General features: G+C 53.9%; 14 protein-coding genes. 11 read left to right on the top strand and 3 right to left on the bottom strand.

All coding sequences use genetic code 11. The features are described from left to right. Nucleotides 1-287: 287 nt before the first annotated feature. The 6 genes from ACP5D4_RS06265 to ACP5D4_RS06290 all read left to right on the top strand — a co-directional run bounded on the left by ACP5D4_RS06265 (nt 288) and on the right by ACP5D4_RS06290 (nt 6,216). A complete protein-coding gene (locus ACP5D4_RS06265) occupies nt 288-431 on the top strand; it encodes a hypothetical protein (protein WP_428010772.1) in 144 nt (47 codons plus the stop codon). Nucleotides 432-456: 25 nt separating this feature from the next. Beyond that, the gene (gene aroF / locus ACP5D4_RS06270; protein ID WP_428010773.1) at nt 457-1,512 is read left to right on the top strand and encodes a 3-deoxy-7-phosphoheptulonate synthase; all 1,056 of its coding nucleotides are present in this window, start codon (nt 457-459) and stop codon (nt 1,510-1,512) included. A gap of 207 nt (nt 1,513-1,719) precedes the next feature. Further along, nucleotides 1,720-2,211 (top strand): NADAR family protein, encoded by a 492-nt coding sequence (locus ACP5D4_RS06275; protein ID WP_428010774.1) that lies wholly within the window; start codon nt 1,720-1,722, stop codon nt 2,209-2,211. Nucleotides 2,212-2,220: 9 nt separating this feature from the next. After that, the gene (locus tag ACP5D4_RS06280) at nt 2,221-2,940 is read left to right on the top strand and encodes a response regulator (RefSeq protein WP_428010775.1); all 720 of its coding nucleotides are present in this window, start codon (nt 2,221-2,223) and stop codon (nt 2,938-2,940) included. A 164-nt stretch (nt 2,941-3,104) separates the two neighbouring features. After that, on the top strand, nt 3,105-4,460 hold the full coding sequence (locus ACP5D4_RS06285; protein WP_428010807.1) for a DNA phosphorothioation system restriction enzyme: 1,356 nt from the start codon (nt 3,105-3,107) through the stop codon (nt 4,458-4,460). A 190-nt stretch (nt 4,461-4,650) separates the two neighbouring features. Next, complete coding sequence (locus tag ACP5D4_RS06290) at nt 4,651-6,216, top strand: glycoside hydrolase family 10 protein (protein ID WP_428010776.1); 1,566 nt, start codon at nt 4,651-4,653, stop codon at nt 6,214-6,216. A 66-nt stretch (nt 6,217-6,282) separates the two neighbouring features. On the opposite strand, the gene ACP5D4_RS06295 is transcribed toward ACP5D4_RS06290, so the two are convergent. The 3 genes from ACP5D4_RS06295 to ACP5D4_RS06305 form a co-directional block, all read right to left on the bottom strand. Next, nucleotides 6,283-7,572: a DNA cytosine methyltransferase gene (locus ACP5D4_RS06295; RefSeq protein ID WP_428010777.1), complete on the bottom strand. Its 1,290-nt coding sequence runs from the start codon at nt 7,570-7,572 to the stop codon at nt 6,283-6,285. Nucleotides 7,573-7,668: 96 nt separating this feature from the next. Then, nucleotides 7,669-8,052 carry a DUF2237 family protein gene (locus tag ACP5D4_RS06300; RefSeq protein ID WP_428010778.1) on the bottom strand — a complete coding sequence of 128 codons (384 nt, stop codon included), beginning with the start codon at nt 8,050-8,052 and terminating at the stop codon, nt 7,669-7,671. A gap of 375 nt (nt 8,053-8,427) precedes the next feature. After that, on the bottom strand, nt 8,428-8,805 hold the full coding sequence (locus tag ACP5D4_RS06305) for a hypothetical protein (RefSeq protein WP_428010779.1): 378 nt from the start codon (nt 8,803-8,805) through the stop codon (nt 8,428-8,430). A gap of 146 nt (nt 8,806-8,951) precedes the next feature. Between ACP5D4_RS06305 and hemC the strand changes: the two genes are divergently transcribed. The 5 genes from hemC to ACP5D4_RS06330 all read left to right on the top strand — a co-directional run bounded on the left by hemC (nt 8,952) and on the right by ACP5D4_RS06330 (nt 15,339). Further along, nucleotides 8,952-9,917 carry a hydroxymethylbilane synthase gene (hemC, locus tag ACP5D4_RS06310; protein WP_428010780.1) on the top strand — a complete coding sequence of 322 codons (966 nt, stop codon included), beginning with the start codon at nt 8,952-8,954 and terminating at the stop codon, nt 9,915-9,917. Nucleotides 9,918-10,122: 205 nt separating this feature from the next. Beyond that, the gene (locus ACP5D4_RS06315; RefSeq protein ID WP_428010781.1) at nt 10,123-12,600 is read left to right on the top strand and encodes a M48 family metallopeptidase; all 2,478 of its coding nucleotides are present in this window, start codon (nt 10,123-10,125) and stop codon (nt 12,598-12,600) included. Between the two features lie 504 nt (nt 12,601-13,104). Continuing rightward, on the top strand, nt 13,105-13,362 hold the full coding sequence (locus ACP5D4_RS06320) for a hypothetical protein (RefSeq protein WP_428010782.1): 258 nt from the start codon (nt 13,105-13,107) through the stop codon (nt 13,360-13,362). 30 nt (nt 13,363-13,392) lie between these two features. Next, complete coding sequence (locus ACP5D4_RS06325) at nt 13,393-13,833, top strand: RNA recognition motif domain-containing protein (protein WP_428010783.1); 441 nt, start codon at nt 13,393-13,395, stop codon at nt 13,831-13,833. Between the two features lie 123 nt (nt 13,834-13,956). Next, a complete protein-coding gene (locus ACP5D4_RS06330; RefSeq protein WP_428010784.1) occupies nt 13,957-15,339 on the top strand; it encodes an IctB family putative bicarbonate transporter in 1,383 nt (460 codons plus the stop codon). Nucleotides 15,340-15,579: the final 240 nt, after the last annotated feature.

Consider the following 15,579-nt stretch of genomic DNA (forward strand, 5'->3'; position numbering starts at 1 on the left):
ACAAACAACAAACAAGTGTTACAACCGAGGATTTACGCACTTTGTATAATCTTTATATCTAAATGCTTGCCATTTACATACAATTTAAATACTGTATTTTTATTTAAGCTTATAAAATTAATAGGTTAAAATTCGCAGTAAGTTTACGTATTTGTTTATCCCGATCGCGAAAAAAAATATCGTTTCTGCGTAATTTTTGGGATAAAAAAAGAGCGATCGCTTCGATCGCCTGAAGCTCCTGTCTGAGGTGGGACACCTCAAACCCAGCCAAACTTCCTAGATTTCCGATGCGTATTTTTGCCGATCGCCCAGGAATGGTGGAGTTTGGGGACGAGACGGCGATCGCCTGCGAAATGTCTCAAGCCCCGATTCAGTCGGATTCACTACAATTAGAAAAAGAACGCAAAACCCAAGCTGGCATCGCTGGCTGATAACGATTGTGGGAGAGCAGTAAATATGATTATCGTGATGAAACCCGGTACGCCGCAGCCGGAGATCGATCGACTCAACCGAGAAATGGAAGAGCGGGGACTCACCCCCGAAAACATTGTCGGACGCTACAAAGTCGTCATCGGTCTCGTTGGCGACACCGCCGCTCTCGATCCCCTGCAACTCCAAGAAATCAGCCCTTGGATCGAGCAGGTCTTGCGAGTCGAAGAACCCTTCAAACGGGCTAGTCGCCAGTTTCGCCACGGAGAACCCAGCGAAGTCAGCGTGACGACCCCCGAGGGGAACGTGATGTTCGGCGAAAACCATCCCGTCGTAACCATCGCCGGCCCCTGTTCCGTAGAAAGCGAAGAGGCCATCGTCGAAACCGCCCTGCGCGTGAAAGAAGCCGGGGCGAAGTTCCTGCGCGGTGGGGCGTACAAACCCCGCACTTCTCCCTACGCCTTCCAAGGTCACGGGGAAAGCGCCCTGGAACTGCTGGCGAAAGCCCGCGAAGCCTCCGGTTTGGGGGTGATTACGGAGGTGATGGACGCCGAAGATATCGAGAAAATCGCCGAAGTGGCGGACGTGCTGCAGGTAGGCGCCCGCAATATGCAAAACTTCGCCCTGTTGAAGAAAGTGGGGGCGCAAGAAAAACCGGTTCTCCTGAAACGGGGAATGTCTGCCACCATTGAAGAATGGTTGATGGCGGCGGAATATGTTTTGGCGGCGGGGAATCCCAACGTGATTCTCTGCGAACGGGGAATTCGCACCTTCGATCGCCGTTACACCCGCAACACCCTCGATTTGTCCGTGTTACCGGTGTTGCGGAGCCTGACTCACCTTCCGATTACCATCGACCCCAGCCACGGTACCGGATGGGCGCCTTTCGTTCCTGCGATGGCTAAAGCTGCTGTCGCTGCGGGAACTGATGCGTTGATGATCGAAGTGCATCCGAACCCGCAAAAAGCTCTCTCGGACGGTCCTCAGTCCTTGACGCCGGAACAGTTCCGTCAGTTGATGGAGGAACTGGCGGTGATTGGAAACGCCGTCGGACGTTGGGAAAAACAAACGGTTTTGGCGTAACGTTCTCGGAATTGCCCCATTTGCGAGATTTGGCCGAGATAGACGAGGATATCCTTTTGGGAGAACTGTTTGGGAGAACTGTTTGATAATCCCCCTGTCGGGACAGTGTTAGCTGCGTTCTGGCGGGGGGATTCCTCAAGACCGGTCGTGTAAACTGAAAGCTGACGGATTTGGGTAGTCGATCGCGGATGGCTCGATCGAGACGACATGACCATTTATTTTTATAAAGTCGATCGTCCATACGGTTGTTTTTCAAATTTTTCGCCCCACAGTATCGAATTGGAGGGCGAATTTTGGCCGACGGTAGAGCATTACTATCAAGCTCATAAGTACCTCGGAACCGAGGACGAGTGGCTGATGGAGACGATTCGCCAGGCGGAGACGCCGGAAAAGGCGGCGCAGTTGGGGCGCGATCGATCTCGTCGATGTCGTGGGGATTGGGATGCGGTGAAAACCACGGTGATGCGGAAGGCGGTGCGCCAGAAGTTTTTGACTCACCCGGAGATTCAACAGGTTTTACTGGAGACGGGGGACGAGGTGTTAGTGGAAGATTCCCCGGTGGATTATTTTTGGGGATGCGGTGTCGATCGAACCGGAGAAAACCATTTAGGTAAAATCTTGATGAGCGTTCGCGAAGAACTGCGCCAACTGCGCGATCGCGGCGAACTTCCTTCAGTTCGATCGAAACAACAACGTTGAAGGGTGTCCATGAAAATTCTCATTGTTGAAGACGATTGGGAAATCGCGCGACTGCTGCAACAAACCCTAGAACCGGAAGGGTTTTCCTGTCATCTAGCGGGGGACGGTTGGGCGGCGATCGATGCGTTTCGCCAACAACAACCGGATTTAATCGTTTTAGATTTAATGTTACCGGGGTTGGACGGTTTGGAAGTTTGCGCCCGCATCCGACAGCAAACGGGGGTCAAAGATCCCTATATTTTGATGTTGACCGCCAAAGGAGAGGAGATCGATCGCGTCATCGGCTTATCGACCGGGGCGGACGATTATCTCGTCAAACCCTTCAGCCCTCGGGAGTTGGTGGCGCGAGTACGGGCCCTGTTGCGTCGCAGTTTGCGCCAGGGGGGACAAGACCCGGAGCGAATTTATCAAACCGCACATTTTACCCTCAATTTGGATACGAGAACCGCCCACCGCCACCTAGACGGAAACGGCGAGGAAGCGTTGGATTTGACGGCGTTGGAGTTTAATTTATTGGCGATGTTGATGAGCTATCCGGGGCGGGTTTGGAGTCGGGCGCAGTCGATCGATCGCCTCTGGGGCGAAGATTTCTTTGGCGACGAACGGGTGGTGGATACCCACGTAGCGCGATTGCGAAAGAAAGTCGAAGCCGATCCCACCCACCCTCAGTTTATTAAAACCGTGGTGGGGGTCGGGTATAAATTCACCGATGCTCCCAAAGAAAGCTGAATCGACCCAACCAACAGTGTATTCCGGGGACATTGAGACATGACAGCGGGTCGATCGATCGGTTAAAATCGACCGCAACGCCTCAAAAAACCGGGTTTTAACCAGCCGTGTCGGACTGTTCTACCCCGTTCTCTCAAGCTTCGTTCCCCACTCGCCTCTCGTCCGTGGGGACTCCTTGGGGCTGTCCCCAGTTTCCCGACGACGTTCAGTTACGCCCCTATCAAGAACGCGCCGTCCGCAGTTGGTTCGCCAGCAACGGACGGGGAACCTTGAAAATGGCTACCGGAAGCGGGAAAACCATCACCGCCTTGGCTGTAGCCACTCGGCTTTACGAAACACTGGAATTGCAGGTGTTGGTGGTGGTTTGTCCCTACCGCCATTTAGTGACGCAATGGGCGCGAGAATGTCAACGCTTTCATCTAACGCCGATTTTAGCCTTTGAAAGCGTCCATCAGTGGCAAGGAGAGTTAACTCGCCAACTCTATCGAGTGCGATCGAACAGCCAACGGTTTCTCACCCTCATCACCACCAACGCCACCCTCATCAGCGAGTCCTTTCAGTCCCAATTACGCTATCTTCCCGCCAAAACCCTCATCGTCGGCGACGAAGCCCACAACCTCGGCGCACCCCGCCTCGAAGCCTCCCTTCCCCGCCACGTCAAGCTACGGTTGGGACTCTCCGCCACCCCAGAACGCTATTTCGACGAAGGGGGAACCGACGCCTTACTCGACTATTTCGGAAGTGTCCTCAAACCCGAACTCACCCTCGGCGACGCCATTCGCGCCGGGGCGCTGGTGCGCTATACATACTTTCCCGTTTTTGTCAACCTTACCGAAACAGAAAGTCGTCTTTACGCCTTACTCACGCACCGCATCGGTTGGGCGTTGCAATCGATCGATCGCGAACCGGAAGATTTGACCGCCTTACTAGTGCGTCGCGCTCGTTTAGTCGGTACGGCGTCCAACAAAATCGCCGCCTTACGAAGCGTGATGCGAACGCGACTCAACACCAGCCATACCTTATTTTATTGCAGCGACGGCACGAACGCCGACACCGACGAGTCGCAACTCGAGGCGGTGGTGCGGCTGTTGGGAAGCGAGTTAGGCTACCGCGTCAACACCTACATCGCCGAAACCTCCATCTCCCAACGAGAGCGACTGCGCCGTCAGTTCGAGTCGGGAGTGTTACAGGGATTAGTGGCGATTCGCTGTCTCGACGAAGGCGTAGACGTTCCCGCGATTCGCACCGCCATAATTCTCGCCAGCAGTCGCAACCCCCGCCAGTTCGTCCAGCGTCGGGGTCGCATTTTACGCCCCCATCCCGGGAAAGAGCGGGCGACCTTGTTCGATACCATTGTCCTTCCGCCACAACTCGATCGCCAAACCTGGGAAGTCGAACGCAATCTCTTAAAAAAAGAACTCCAACGGTTCGTCGAATTCGCCGATCTCGCCGAAAACGCCGCCGACGCCCGCTTGAAGTTATTAAAACTCCAGCAGCGATATGGATTACTGGATGTTTGAGAACCCCGTTCCCCGTTCCCCGTTTCTCATTTCTCATCTCATTTCTCAATTGTCAATTGCAGAACCGTCCTTTCTGTGATAAGAAGACTGCTCAAGGCAGTCTACAATAACTGCGCGAGCTGACAAGTTCGATGGAATCGAATTTTCCCAAGTCTACAGACCCCTCACACACCAATTCACACACCAGCTTATGAACCCAACTCGCTCCTCGATCGCATCGCGATGCGTTCGGCTGTTCGATCGCGCCCTTTCCCCCTTCAAGCGCCTGCGTCCGAAACGGCTGCTCTGGGTAGGGCTGACCGTCGCCACCTTACTGCTGACACAAGTATACGCCTACGCCCGTCCCTCCCAACCCGGCGACCTCGCCACCTCCCCCACCACCTTCAACGGTCACGAATTTCGCGGCGTTTGGGCGGCGTCCGTGGTCAACATCGACTGGCCTTCCCGTCCCGGTTTGTCCACCTCCCAACAGCAAACCGAACTGATTCGCCTGCTCGATCGAATGCAGGAACTGAACCTCAACGTCCTCATCCTACAAGTACGACCCGCCGGAGACGCCCTCTATAACTCCAGCATCGAACCCTGGAGTTACTGGCTCACCGGACGCCAAGGCCAACCCCCCTCGCCCTTTTACGACCCCTTACAGTTCGCCATCGACCAAGCCCACGCCCGTAACATCGAACTGCACGCCTGGTTCAACCCCTACCGCGCCAAACTGGGAAGCGATTACGACTTCGCCCCCAACCACATGGCGCGACAGTTTCCCCAATACGCCTATCGTTACGGAAACCTGGTCTGGATGGATCCCGGCGCACCAGACGTACAAGACCGCACTTACCAAGTCATTACCGACGTGGCGCGTCGCTACGACGTAGACGGAATCCACCTCGACGATTACTTTTATCCCTATCCCGAACCGGGGGTTGAATTTCCCGACGCAGAAACTTACGGCCAGTATCGCAAAAACGGCGGGCGACTCAGCCGTAACGACTGGCGGCGTCAAAACGTCAATACCTTAGTCCGTCGGTTGTACGAAGGGATTAAAGCCATTAAACCGCAAGTCAAATTCGGAATCAGTCCTTTCGGCATTTATCGACCGGGACAGCCTGCAGGCATTACCGGAATGGATCAGTACGATACCATCTACGCCGATCCGAAACTCTGGTTAGAGCAGGGTTGGGTGGACTACATGGCACCTCAACTGTACTGGCGCATCGACCAACAGGCTCAAAGTTACCCGGTGTTGCTAGATTGGTGGTTGTCGCACAATCCCCACGGACGGCACATCTACGCCGGAAACTACCTCAGCAAACTGGACAACCTGGATTGGAACGTTGGGGAATATTTGCGACAGGTGGATATTTCGCGGCGTTCGGCGGTGCGCGGGTCTTTGGGGAATATCTTCTTCAGTATGAAGGTGTTTATGGAAAACCGTTTCGGCGTCAACCAGGTTTTCCGAAGCCGTTTGTATCCACGTCCGGCGTTGGTACCGCCGATGCCCTGGTTGGATGCAGTTGCCCCGGACGCGCCCCGTGGCGTAGAAACCAGTGCCAATACGATTCGCTGGCAATCGGAGTATTCTGACGACGTGAAATCGGTGGCGTTGTACGAACAACTCGGCGATCGATGGGAGTTGAAACAGGTGATTTCTCGAGAGAAAACCCGCGTTACGGTGCCGCCGGGACGTTACGCCCTGCGGACGGTGGATTGGGTCGATAACGAAAGCGACGCCGTTGTCGTATCGATCGAATCCTAACGGCGAAAACCCTCGATTGCATTTTCCCCGTAGCCCCGTAGCCATGCCAACCGCTACGGGGTTTTTTCAGGCTTCCTTCTTTCTTCTTCCCTTCAACAATCGGGGGGCGATGACGTGATGGGAAACGCCGTAATGTCGCGCGGCGTCGGTCATGGGTTGAGTTAACAGGGGAGAATCCGTTAAACGAAGAACGCGATCGCTCTTGTGGGGCGTCGCCTCTAACACTTCCATAATCTCTTTCGCCACCGCCCGCGCCAAGCGAGGGGGAACGGAATTCCCAATTTGTCGGAATCCGTGCCATTTCGTGGCGTGGAAGCGAAACCAGTCGGGATAACTGTGCAATCGCGCCGCCTCGCGGACGGTAATGCAGCGGGGAAAAGTGGGGTGAATGGGACGAGGGGAGGTGAAGGCGCCGCGACTGCTGGGGGTTCCCGCCCGTAAAGTGTTACAAATGCCGTTAGGGTCGAGTCTCAGAAAGCGGCTGACGGGTTCGACTTGGCCGGGTTTGGTGTTGTTAAAGCGATCGACCGAGGTGGCGTTGTGTCGCGTGCGCCAACTTCCCGTCAAACGGCGGCGATCGTACTGGCGGCGATCGCTATAATCCTCCGGTTCGATCGCCAACCCTCGTAAAATCGCCCCATACTCGCTCGGTTCGCCGAACTCCGCCTCTACGGAATCCCCCCTTAACAGTTCCTCATACTGTTCGATTTCGGGTAAGTCTTGCAACGCCTCGGCCACCGTAGGAGACGGCGGTAGAGAGCGCAAGTGTTTCGGCGTCGGCGTCCGATTGGCGGGGCGCGTTTGGGGTTGCGGGTAAACCGGAGGCGGAACGTCGCCACGGTGTCCTAAGAGAAACAGCCGTTCGCGATATTGAGGAACCCCGTAATGAGCCGCATTGAGAACGCAGTACGGCGTCACGACAGTATAGCCGCAGGCGTCGAATTTTTCGATAATGGCATCGATTCCGCCTTTGTGTTTCCCCACCGCCATACCTTTGACGTTTTCCATCACGAAGTATTTCGGCTGTAACTCCGACACCAGGCGCAGGAAGTGAAACACTAAAGTATTGCGGGGGTCGTCGAGAAGCCGTTTTCCCATCAGAGAAAACCCCTGACAGGGCGGACCGCCGAACACCACATCGACATTCTGGGTTTGGGCGATTTGGCGAATCTCGTCGCCCGTCACCTCGGCGACGCTTTTGCAGAGAACGGGGGTTTGAGGAAAGTTATACTCGTGAACGGCGCAGTGAATCGGGTCGAGTTCGACGGCGGCTCGCACGTCAAATCCCGCCTGCTCGAAACCGAGGCTCATTCCACCCGCTCCAGCAAAGAGATCGATCGCTATCGGTCGCACCATGTTCTCTCGTGAAGGACTGCGTCGCCAAGGACGCCAACGCTAGGGTTTCTATTGTACTCAGGGGCGTTGAAACTGTCGATCGACCGTTCCCCAAAATCAGGTGGCGCTTTCCTCCGCGTCTAAGGCGTACTCCTGCAAGACTTCTAAGGGAACGACTTCCAGGGTGTTTTCGTGGGTGGAGGCTAACACCACAGGGGGCGCGACGCCCGCATCGAGGGCTTCTTTCCAGCGCAAGGCGCACAAACACCAGCGATCGCCCGGTTTCAACCCCGGAAAGTGAAACGCCGGAACGGGTGTACTGAGGTCGTTTCCTTGAGCTTTGGTATAGTCGAGGAATTCGGCGGTGACTTGGGCGCAAACGATGTGAGCGCCTAAGTCTTGGGGACCGGTGTTGCAGAATCCATCTCGGTAAAATCCCGTGCGCGGGGAGAAGCAGCAGGGGTCTAACGGTTGGCCGAGGACGTTTTTGGTTTTTCCCATGAGTTGCGATCGCTTATCGTGGTCTTTTTGGAATTATGGCAAAGTTAGCGGGGAAGGGAAACGGCGATCGATGGATTTTGCCAAGTCGATGGGGTGTAGCGATAGAGAAGCTGGGGTCAACTGACGTGCAGAAATTCCCGTTCTCGGTGAAATGGTTGTTTCAACACAGATATATAGAAGACACCGAGGATTTTTCGGTGAAATGCGATGTTTTTATTGTTGTAAATTATTTTTTTGCAACAAGATTTTAGACTAAAAAAATAAAATTAAAATTATTTTTTATTTTGGATTTCGCGCTAAAATAACGTAATTTTGTCAAAACCGGGGGGTTCTGCGTAAAATTCAAATTATTTTTGATTGAATTATTTTATTGAATTAAAGCCAGCGTTGCAATTCTTCGAGAAGCTGTTGTTCTTCTGTTCTCAATTCTGCCAATCTCGTCAAAATTTCCGATCGCTTCTTGGCTTTCTCTTCCTGCAATAAATCCATCGTTAACGCGGTCGATCGACGCCACGCCAACCGAAACAGCAAAATGGGAAGTTGTGCCAATTTGAGCCAAAATTGCTCGATCGCCCGTCCCAAGGCTTGCACCAATCCCGCAAACAACACCAGAACCACGAAAAGCAAACCAAGTGTCCAAAACGGATGGCTGAGACACCACGACGCGAACCCATGTTCGGACGCCCAACTTTGCCACCGCTCAGCTAGAGTAGTTTGCAGGCTGTTGAGAAGTCGATCGGACAAGTTATCCACAGCTAACGAGAGGAAAAAAGAACACGACCCTGAGAAGACACCCCATTATACAATCGTACTCTCATCCCCTCATCCCCTCATCTCAACCCGAGTGCGGTATTCTAGATCGGGTCTGTGTATAATGAAAAGTTTTCAGTAACCGTTCCATGACCTCCTCTGTTTCTGCTGAAGCCCGAACGATTCGCATCGGTTCTCGCAAAAGCCAACTGGCACTCGTTCAAACCCACTGGGTTCGCGATCGCCTGCAAGAGAGCTACCCCGATCGCAAGTTTGAAATCCACACCATGAGTACCCAGGGGGACAAAATCCTCGATGTCGCCTTAGCGAAAATCGGCGATAAGGGATTGTTTACCAAAGAACTAGAAGTGGGAATGCTGGCTGGCGAGACAGATTTCGCCGTTCACTCCCTCAAAGACTTACCGACGAATCTCCCCGAAGGCTTGATGCTGGGGTGTGTCACGGAACGGGAAAACCCCGCCGACGCCCTCGTGGTTCACGAAAAGCATAAAGACAAGCAACTCGACACCCTTCCTGAAGGTGCAGTCGTCGGAACCTCGTCTCTGCGTCGCTTGGCACAACTGCGCCACCATTACCCCCACTTGGAGTTTAAAGACATTCGGGGCAACCTCAACACCCGTCTGGCAAAACTGGACGAAGGGAATTACGATGCCATTATTCTGGCCGTGGCCGGGTTGCAACGGCTGGGAATGGGCGATCGCGTTCATCAAATCATCCCCGCTGAAGTGTCGCTTCACGCCGTCGGACAAGGGGCGTTGGGGATTGAATGTCGTGAAGGGGATGCGGAGATTTTAGAACTCCTCAAAGCCATTGAAGACGTTGCTACCACCCAACGCTGTCTCGCCGAACGCGCCTTTTTGCGGAGTCTCGAAGGCGGTTGTCAGGTTCCCATCGGCGTCAATACCACGATTGAGGGCGATCGCTTAACCTTAACGGGGATGGTGGCGAGTCTCGACGGAAAGCAACTCGTCAAAGATTCTGTTTCCGGAAGCCCCGCCGACGCGGAAACCCTAGGCGTCAACTTGGCGAACCGCTTGCGGGAACAAGGTGCCACGGAAATCCTCGAAGTCATTTTCCGCGAAATCGCCCGCTAGAGGGGATGAGGGGATGAGGGGATGAGGGGATGATGGGGAACTTTGTCTTCAGCTCGTTATCTCCTGACCTGATTTTGTTATCTCCTGACCTTATCACCTCATTATCTCCTCACCTCATAATCTCATCATCCCCTCATCACCTCCTAATCCCATCTCTGCACGAACGAAAGCTATCGTGGGAGAGGTGGGAATTTTTTGTGTTGATATGTCCTCATCTGCCGATCGCTCCCAATCCAGTACGACGACTCGATCGCTCTTGAAAGCGGGTTTGGCTAGTCTCAAACGCAAACAGTACGATAGGGCGATCGAACCGTTACAGCGAGTTTGTCAGGTTTCGACGCATCCTAAAGAAATCTCTCAGGCGCAGATGGGACTCGTCAACGCTTACGCCAATTGCCATCGCCCTAAAGACGCCATCGAACTCTGTCGTCAACTCTGCCAAACCCCAAACCCCAAAGTCCAGCAGTGGGCGCAACAAACCCTCGAGGTTCTGACAAAACGCTTCCCCGACGCCGCCGAACCGGAACCCCTGGGATTCGAGCCGTTTGAAACGGACGAAACTGCCAAACCCCAAGATTCTACCCCTCGCGAATTGGGATTCGAGCCGTTTGACGCCGACGAAACCCCGCCCAATCAAAAATCCGCCCCTCGCCAATTGGGATTCGAACCCCTGGAAACCGCGTCGTCATCGCCCAATTCCCCCATCGCCACACCTCGAGAAATCGCCTACAGTCCAGAAGAAACGCCTCAACCGCCACCAACGCCCGAACCTTCCGCCAAAACGCCCGCCACGGCGAACGCTCCCGGGAGGGAATCCACAGCAACCCCCGAGACGCCGAAAGAACCCCCCGCCACTTGGCAAGAACGAACCGCCCCGAGAGCCAGAAGTTGGAAACCGCTGAAATCGCCCAATTTGGCACAGTTGCGCTGGCTGGAACTGGGGACGGTTCTGGCGACGTTCGTACTGTTGTGCTTGCTGTTGCACGGCGTCATGACGGCGACGAACGAAATTCTCGTGCGCTATACGTTTTCGATTTGGCGTCCGATACAGGCGTTTTACCTCAACCACACCGGGAAAATTGCCGGATTTTTGTTGCTGCTGTTTGCGGTGTCGCCTTGGTGGCTAGAGGGGGTATTGCGGTTCGGCTACGGGGGTAAACCCTTTTCGTTGGGAAAACTCAAGAAATTCAGCCCCGAAGCAGCGCAGTCGGTGCGTCAGTTTTGTAAAAAACGTCAGTTACCGATTCCTGAGTTTCGCCTGTTGCCAGACACCGCGCCGGTTATTTTCGCTTACGGTCATTTGCCGAAAACTGCTCGTATCGTCGTCAGTCAGGGCTTGCTCGATCGCCTCTCAGAAGACGAAATCGCGGCGTTAGTCATGGGGCAAGTGGTGCGTCTCGACCACGGAAATTTAAGCGGGGATTTGGCGGTTCTGTCGGCGCTGGTGGCGCTTTTACAGCTTCCCTATCTCCTCTATTGGCAAGGGGCGCGGTTGGGGGATAGGTTGCGAGACCGCCAGCAGCGCGATCGCGATCGCTTACCGCTTTGGATTCTCTGGGGAACGGGATTTTGGACTGTCGCAACGGTTTCCGCCCTGGCTTACGGCTTGTATGGGCTGTTGCGATATCCCATGCTGGCTCTGTCTCGTCGCAGTCAAACCGTCAGCGACATTGAGGTAGCGAACGCCACGGGAAATCCTAACGGCTTGACTCGCGCCTTGCTGTCGCTGTCGGTGGGAACGGCGGAACATCTCGCCGCTCGTCCCGATGTAGTCTATCTCTATGAAGGATGGGAGTTGTTGGCGCCGTTGGGAACCCAGCAAGCGCGGTTTCTCGGGAGTTTGTACCCTCAAATCGCACCGGAAGCGGCGTTGGCGTGGGCGTTGAAAAATCCCTACAGCGATGGGTTCGCCCTCAACAGCAGCCATCCGCTCTTGGGAAAACGGCTCTATCGACTGACCCGCGTAGCGCAGTTTTGGGACTTGGAACCTCAGTTAGAGTGGGGCGACGTCATCCCCATGAAACCGACGCGACGACTTCAAACCCTGTTTCTGGTGCAGAGTGCGCCGTTTTTCGGCACGGCTATCGGGGTAGGGTTGGCGTTGGTTCCCGTGGTGGTGGGTTGGGTGGCTCAACTGTTCGATATCGGCGTGTTGACCTGGATATACGAAGATCGTTGGTGGTTGTTGGCGGGATTGGCTATGACCGGGTTTGCGATGGGGACGTTGTTGCGGATTAACGGCTATTTTCCTGATTTGAAACTCTCTCGTCTCGAAGCAGCACCCAATTGGCGACAGTGGTTCGGCGACGGGCGATCGATCCCCGGAGACAGTCGGTTGGTGAAGGTTTCCGGACGCCTCGTCGGACGTTCGGGGACGGGGAATTGGCTGGGTCAGGATTTGACGTTACACACCGACGACGGAGCGATTCCCCTGCACTATTGTTCGCGGTTTGGCAGTTTGGGGAATTTTTTACCGCAACCGGTGCGCCCCGTAAATTTTCTCGATCGATCCGTCACGGTCACGGGATGGTTTCGTCGCGGCGCCATACCCTGGATCGATATCGATACTCTACAGACACCCCAAGGGAAAACGCCACCGGACGGACATCCGATTCGCTCTACCGTTATCGCTATTCTGATGGCAGTTTGGGGCGCGTATCTCCTGGTTCGCGGCGGCTTGTAAGCGGGCGATTTGCCTTACGATCTCTTCTTTGTTACATTTATTAACGTTTGAAATCTCGATTTGACATAAATTCAGTTTCGCTATTGCCAAAAGATACGCCGCTTGCGTATGATACTTAACCGCTTTGTTTGGAGTCCTCAGTCAAACCCTAACCTTCGATTTTTAAGAAGAAGATCGGTTTGCGATCTAGGCGTCCGGCTCGATTTGCCGTCGAGACTGTGATACCGTAGAGGAGGGTTTGCTTAGGTTGGAGCAAACTGCGCTATCGAACAAACAAGCGACATCGATCGTTTAGGAGATTTCAATTCGCGATCGCTTTATCAATAGGAACGGACGCCATTTGCCAAGTCGCGCGTTTTCTAAGTCTAAAATTCGTTCTCGGTTTTGACTGGCTAACTCGCTCCGACACAATCGGGGGTTCGACCGTCAAAGTCACGAAAACAGGCTTTCGATCGCAGTTTGTTTACTCGTTTAGTGTACCGACGCAGCCTTTAGGCCTCACGCATGACTGAAGTTTTACGCTACAAAAGCCTTGCCGGACAGGTTTCTTCACAACCCACAGATTTCGTTCGCGTGCTTCGGAGCGGAGCTTTTTCGTTCGAGTCAGCGTCAGAGGCGACGCGATTCGTCGGAAAGCGCGGTACGCTGCGTTTCGGACACTCGAAGCTTAAAGCAGCGGGAAATCCACGATTCGATCGATTTCCCAACCTGCGATCGCGTTTTTTAAGCGTAGAGGCGAGCCTCTGTGCTTGTCTTCCTTAAATATCTCTCTAACTCTGGAGGTTTACATTCATGTCTATCCGTCTTTACGTTGGCAATTTGCCCAAAGATGTCGAGCGTCAAGAATTACAAGACTTTTTCCAAGACGCTGGTGAAATGCTGTCCGTGAAGGTTATCACCGACCGGAAAACGGGCAAATGTCGCGGCTTCGGTTTTGTCACCGTCAAAAACGACGAACAAGCCGATAGCATCATCGAAGCCTATAACGGCAAAGAATTCAAAGACAGCGAAATCAAAATCGAGAAAGCCTTGCCCCGCAAGAAAGGTAAAGAAGGTTCCGAGGCGGCTGCCTCCTCTTCCAGTGGTGGCGGTGGCAAATCCAGCCGTCGCAGCAACCGCTCTCGCGGTGGGAGTTCCAGCTCGGATTCCGGTTCCGCACAACCCGATCCCCGCTGGGCTGACGAACTGGCCAAACTCAAACAAATGCTGGCAACGCAAACCTCTAACTCCTAGTTCGGTCTTTTGGATTGAGGTTGCCTCGATTTCGATAACGATACCAGGTCGCTCTCGACCTGGTTTTTTTGGATTTTCGCGGGCTTTCCCCAGCCACTTTCACAAGTCTCGACTGTCAAAAACATGGCTTCAATTTGGAATCAAGTAACCTTCGCGAATTGGTCGCCCCAAGCGTGGCAGGGATCGAGTTATCTCTATCGTCTCCTGTTCGGTTCGCTGCAACACTGGCGATCGAGCAGTTGGTTGATGCAGCAAGCCGAACTGCTTGGGGCGGCGTTGTTAAGTATTCTCTTCGCCCTGGCACCGTTCGTCTCCACCACCCTCATCGGCGTGTTACTCGTCGCCTGCGCCGCGTTTCTGCTGTTGCTGCTGCTCTCGGACGACGCCCGCATCGGCATCACTCCCATTCATCTGCTGGTGGGGTTGTACTGGTGCGTCGCCACCATCGCCACCACAGTCTCCCCAGTCCGTCAAGCCGCCTTTAACGGATGGGTCAAACTCACCCTGTACCTGCTGCTGTTCGCCCTCTGCGCCCGGGTTCTGCGCCTGCGGAAGTTGAGAAATTGGGTCATTGGCGTTTATCTCCACGTCGCCCTCGCCGTCAGCGTCTACGGCTTACATCAGTACCGCGTAGGTGTCGAACCCCTAGCCACCTGGACGGATACCTCGTCCACCACCGCCGAAGCTACCCGCATTTACAGTTATTTGGGCAATCCGAACCTGTTGGCAGGATATCTCATTCCCGCTGTCGCCTTTAGCATCGCGGCGGTGTTCGTCTGGCAACGCTGGACGGCGAAAGCCTTAGCGGTGACCATGGTGGCGGTCAACTCCGCTGCGTTGGTGTTGACCCTCAGTCGCGGCGGTTGGATTGGTTTTGTAGCAGCGTTGTTCGTATTTGCCCTGTTTGTGGTGAATTGGTGGATCGATCGACTGCCCCAACGGTGGCGAAAATGGGCGATTCCCAGCGTATTGGCTGCGTCGGTATTGGTGGTTCTGTTGGCGGTGGTTTCCGTTCCCACCCTGCGCGATCGCGCCGCCAGTATTTTCGCCGGACGGGAAGACAGCAGCAACAATTTTCGCATTAACGTTTGGGCGGCGGTCGTCGATATGATTCGCGATCGACCCCTCATCGGAATCGGACCCGGCAACGACGCCTTCAACAAAATCTATCCCCTATTTATGCGCCCGAAATATACCGCATTGAGTGCCTATTCAGTGCTATTAGAAATCGCCGTCGAAACCGGATTTATCGGATTGTTCTGTTTCCTGTGGCTGTTACTCGTCACCGTCGATCGCGGCATCGTCGAAATCCAACGCTTGCGTCAAACTCGAGATCGCTCTGCCTTTTGGCTCATGGCTTCTCTGTCCGCGATGGCGGGATTCATGGCCCACGGCCTCTTCGATACCGTTTGGTATCGCCCTCAAATTAACATCCTCTGGTGGTTATCCGTAGCGATCGTTGCCAGTTTCTATTCCGAATCCAAACAGTTAGAACAGGAAACCTAACCCCAACTCTTCCCCCCAGTATTCAAAAAAACTGGGGGGTCTCTGTTTTCTCTCTCTGTCCTCTGTGTGTCTGTGGTTAACTCTTAAAAATTTAATTTTTATTTTTAAAAAAATTAGCAAAACTGACTTTTTTGTTATATTAAAAAACCGATATTTAGTTCGTATATAAGCTCAAAAAAACAAATAAATTTGGTTAACTTAACCTTTGCGATTATACTTTTAAACACACTTCCAAACACT

The organism is Baaleninema sp., from assembly GCF_049974805.1.
Lineage (GTDB): Bacteria > Cyanobacteriota > Cyanobacteriia > Cyanobacteriales > Geitlerinemataceae > Baaleninema.

Coding starts and splice junctions, on each gene's coding strand:
- ACP5D4_RS06265 (WP_428010772.1), top strand. CDS start 288: ATGCGTATTTTTGCCGATCGCCCAGGAATGGTGGAGTTTGGGGACGAG.
- aroF (WP_428010773.1), top strand. CDS start 457: ATGATTATCGTGATGAAACCCGGTACGCCGCAGCCGGAGATCGATCGA.
- ACP5D4_RS06275 (WP_428010774.1), top strand. CDS start 1,720: ATGACCATTTATTTTTATAAAGTCGATCGTCCATACGGTTGTTTTTCA.
- ACP5D4_RS06280 (WP_428010775.1), top strand. CDS start 2,221: ATGAAAATTCTCATTGTTGAAGACGATTGGGAAATCGCGCGACTGCTG.
- ACP5D4_RS06290 (WP_428010776.1), top strand. CDS start 4,651: ATGAACCCAACTCGCTCCTCGATCGCATCGCGATGCGTTCGGCTGTTC.
- ACP5D4_RS06295 (WP_428010777.1), bottom strand. CDS start 7,572: ATGGTGCGACCGATAGCGATCGATCTCTTTGCTGGAGCGGGTGGAATG.
- ACP5D4_RS06300 (WP_428010778.1), bottom strand. CDS start 8,052: ATGGGAAAAACCAAAAACGTCCTCGGCCAACCGTTAGACCCCTGCTGC.
- hemC (WP_428010780.1), top strand. CDS start 8,952: ATGACCTCCTCTGTTTCTGCTGAAGCCCGAACGATTCGCATCGGTTCT.
- ACP5D4_RS06315 (WP_428010781.1), top strand. CDS start 10,123: ATGTCCTCATCTGCCGATCGCTCCCAATCCAGTACGACGACTCGATCG.
- ACP5D4_RS06320 (WP_428010782.1), top strand. CDS start 13,105: ATGACTGAAGTTTTACGCTACAAAAGCCTTGCCGGACAGGTTTCTTCA.
- ACP5D4_RS06325 (WP_428010783.1), top strand. CDS start 13,393: ATGTCTATCCGTCTTTACGTTGGCAATTTGCCCAAAGATGTCGAGCGT.
- ACP5D4_RS06330 (WP_428010784.1), top strand. CDS start 13,957: ATGGCTTCAATTTGGAATCAAGTAACCTTCGCGAATTGGTCGCCCCAA.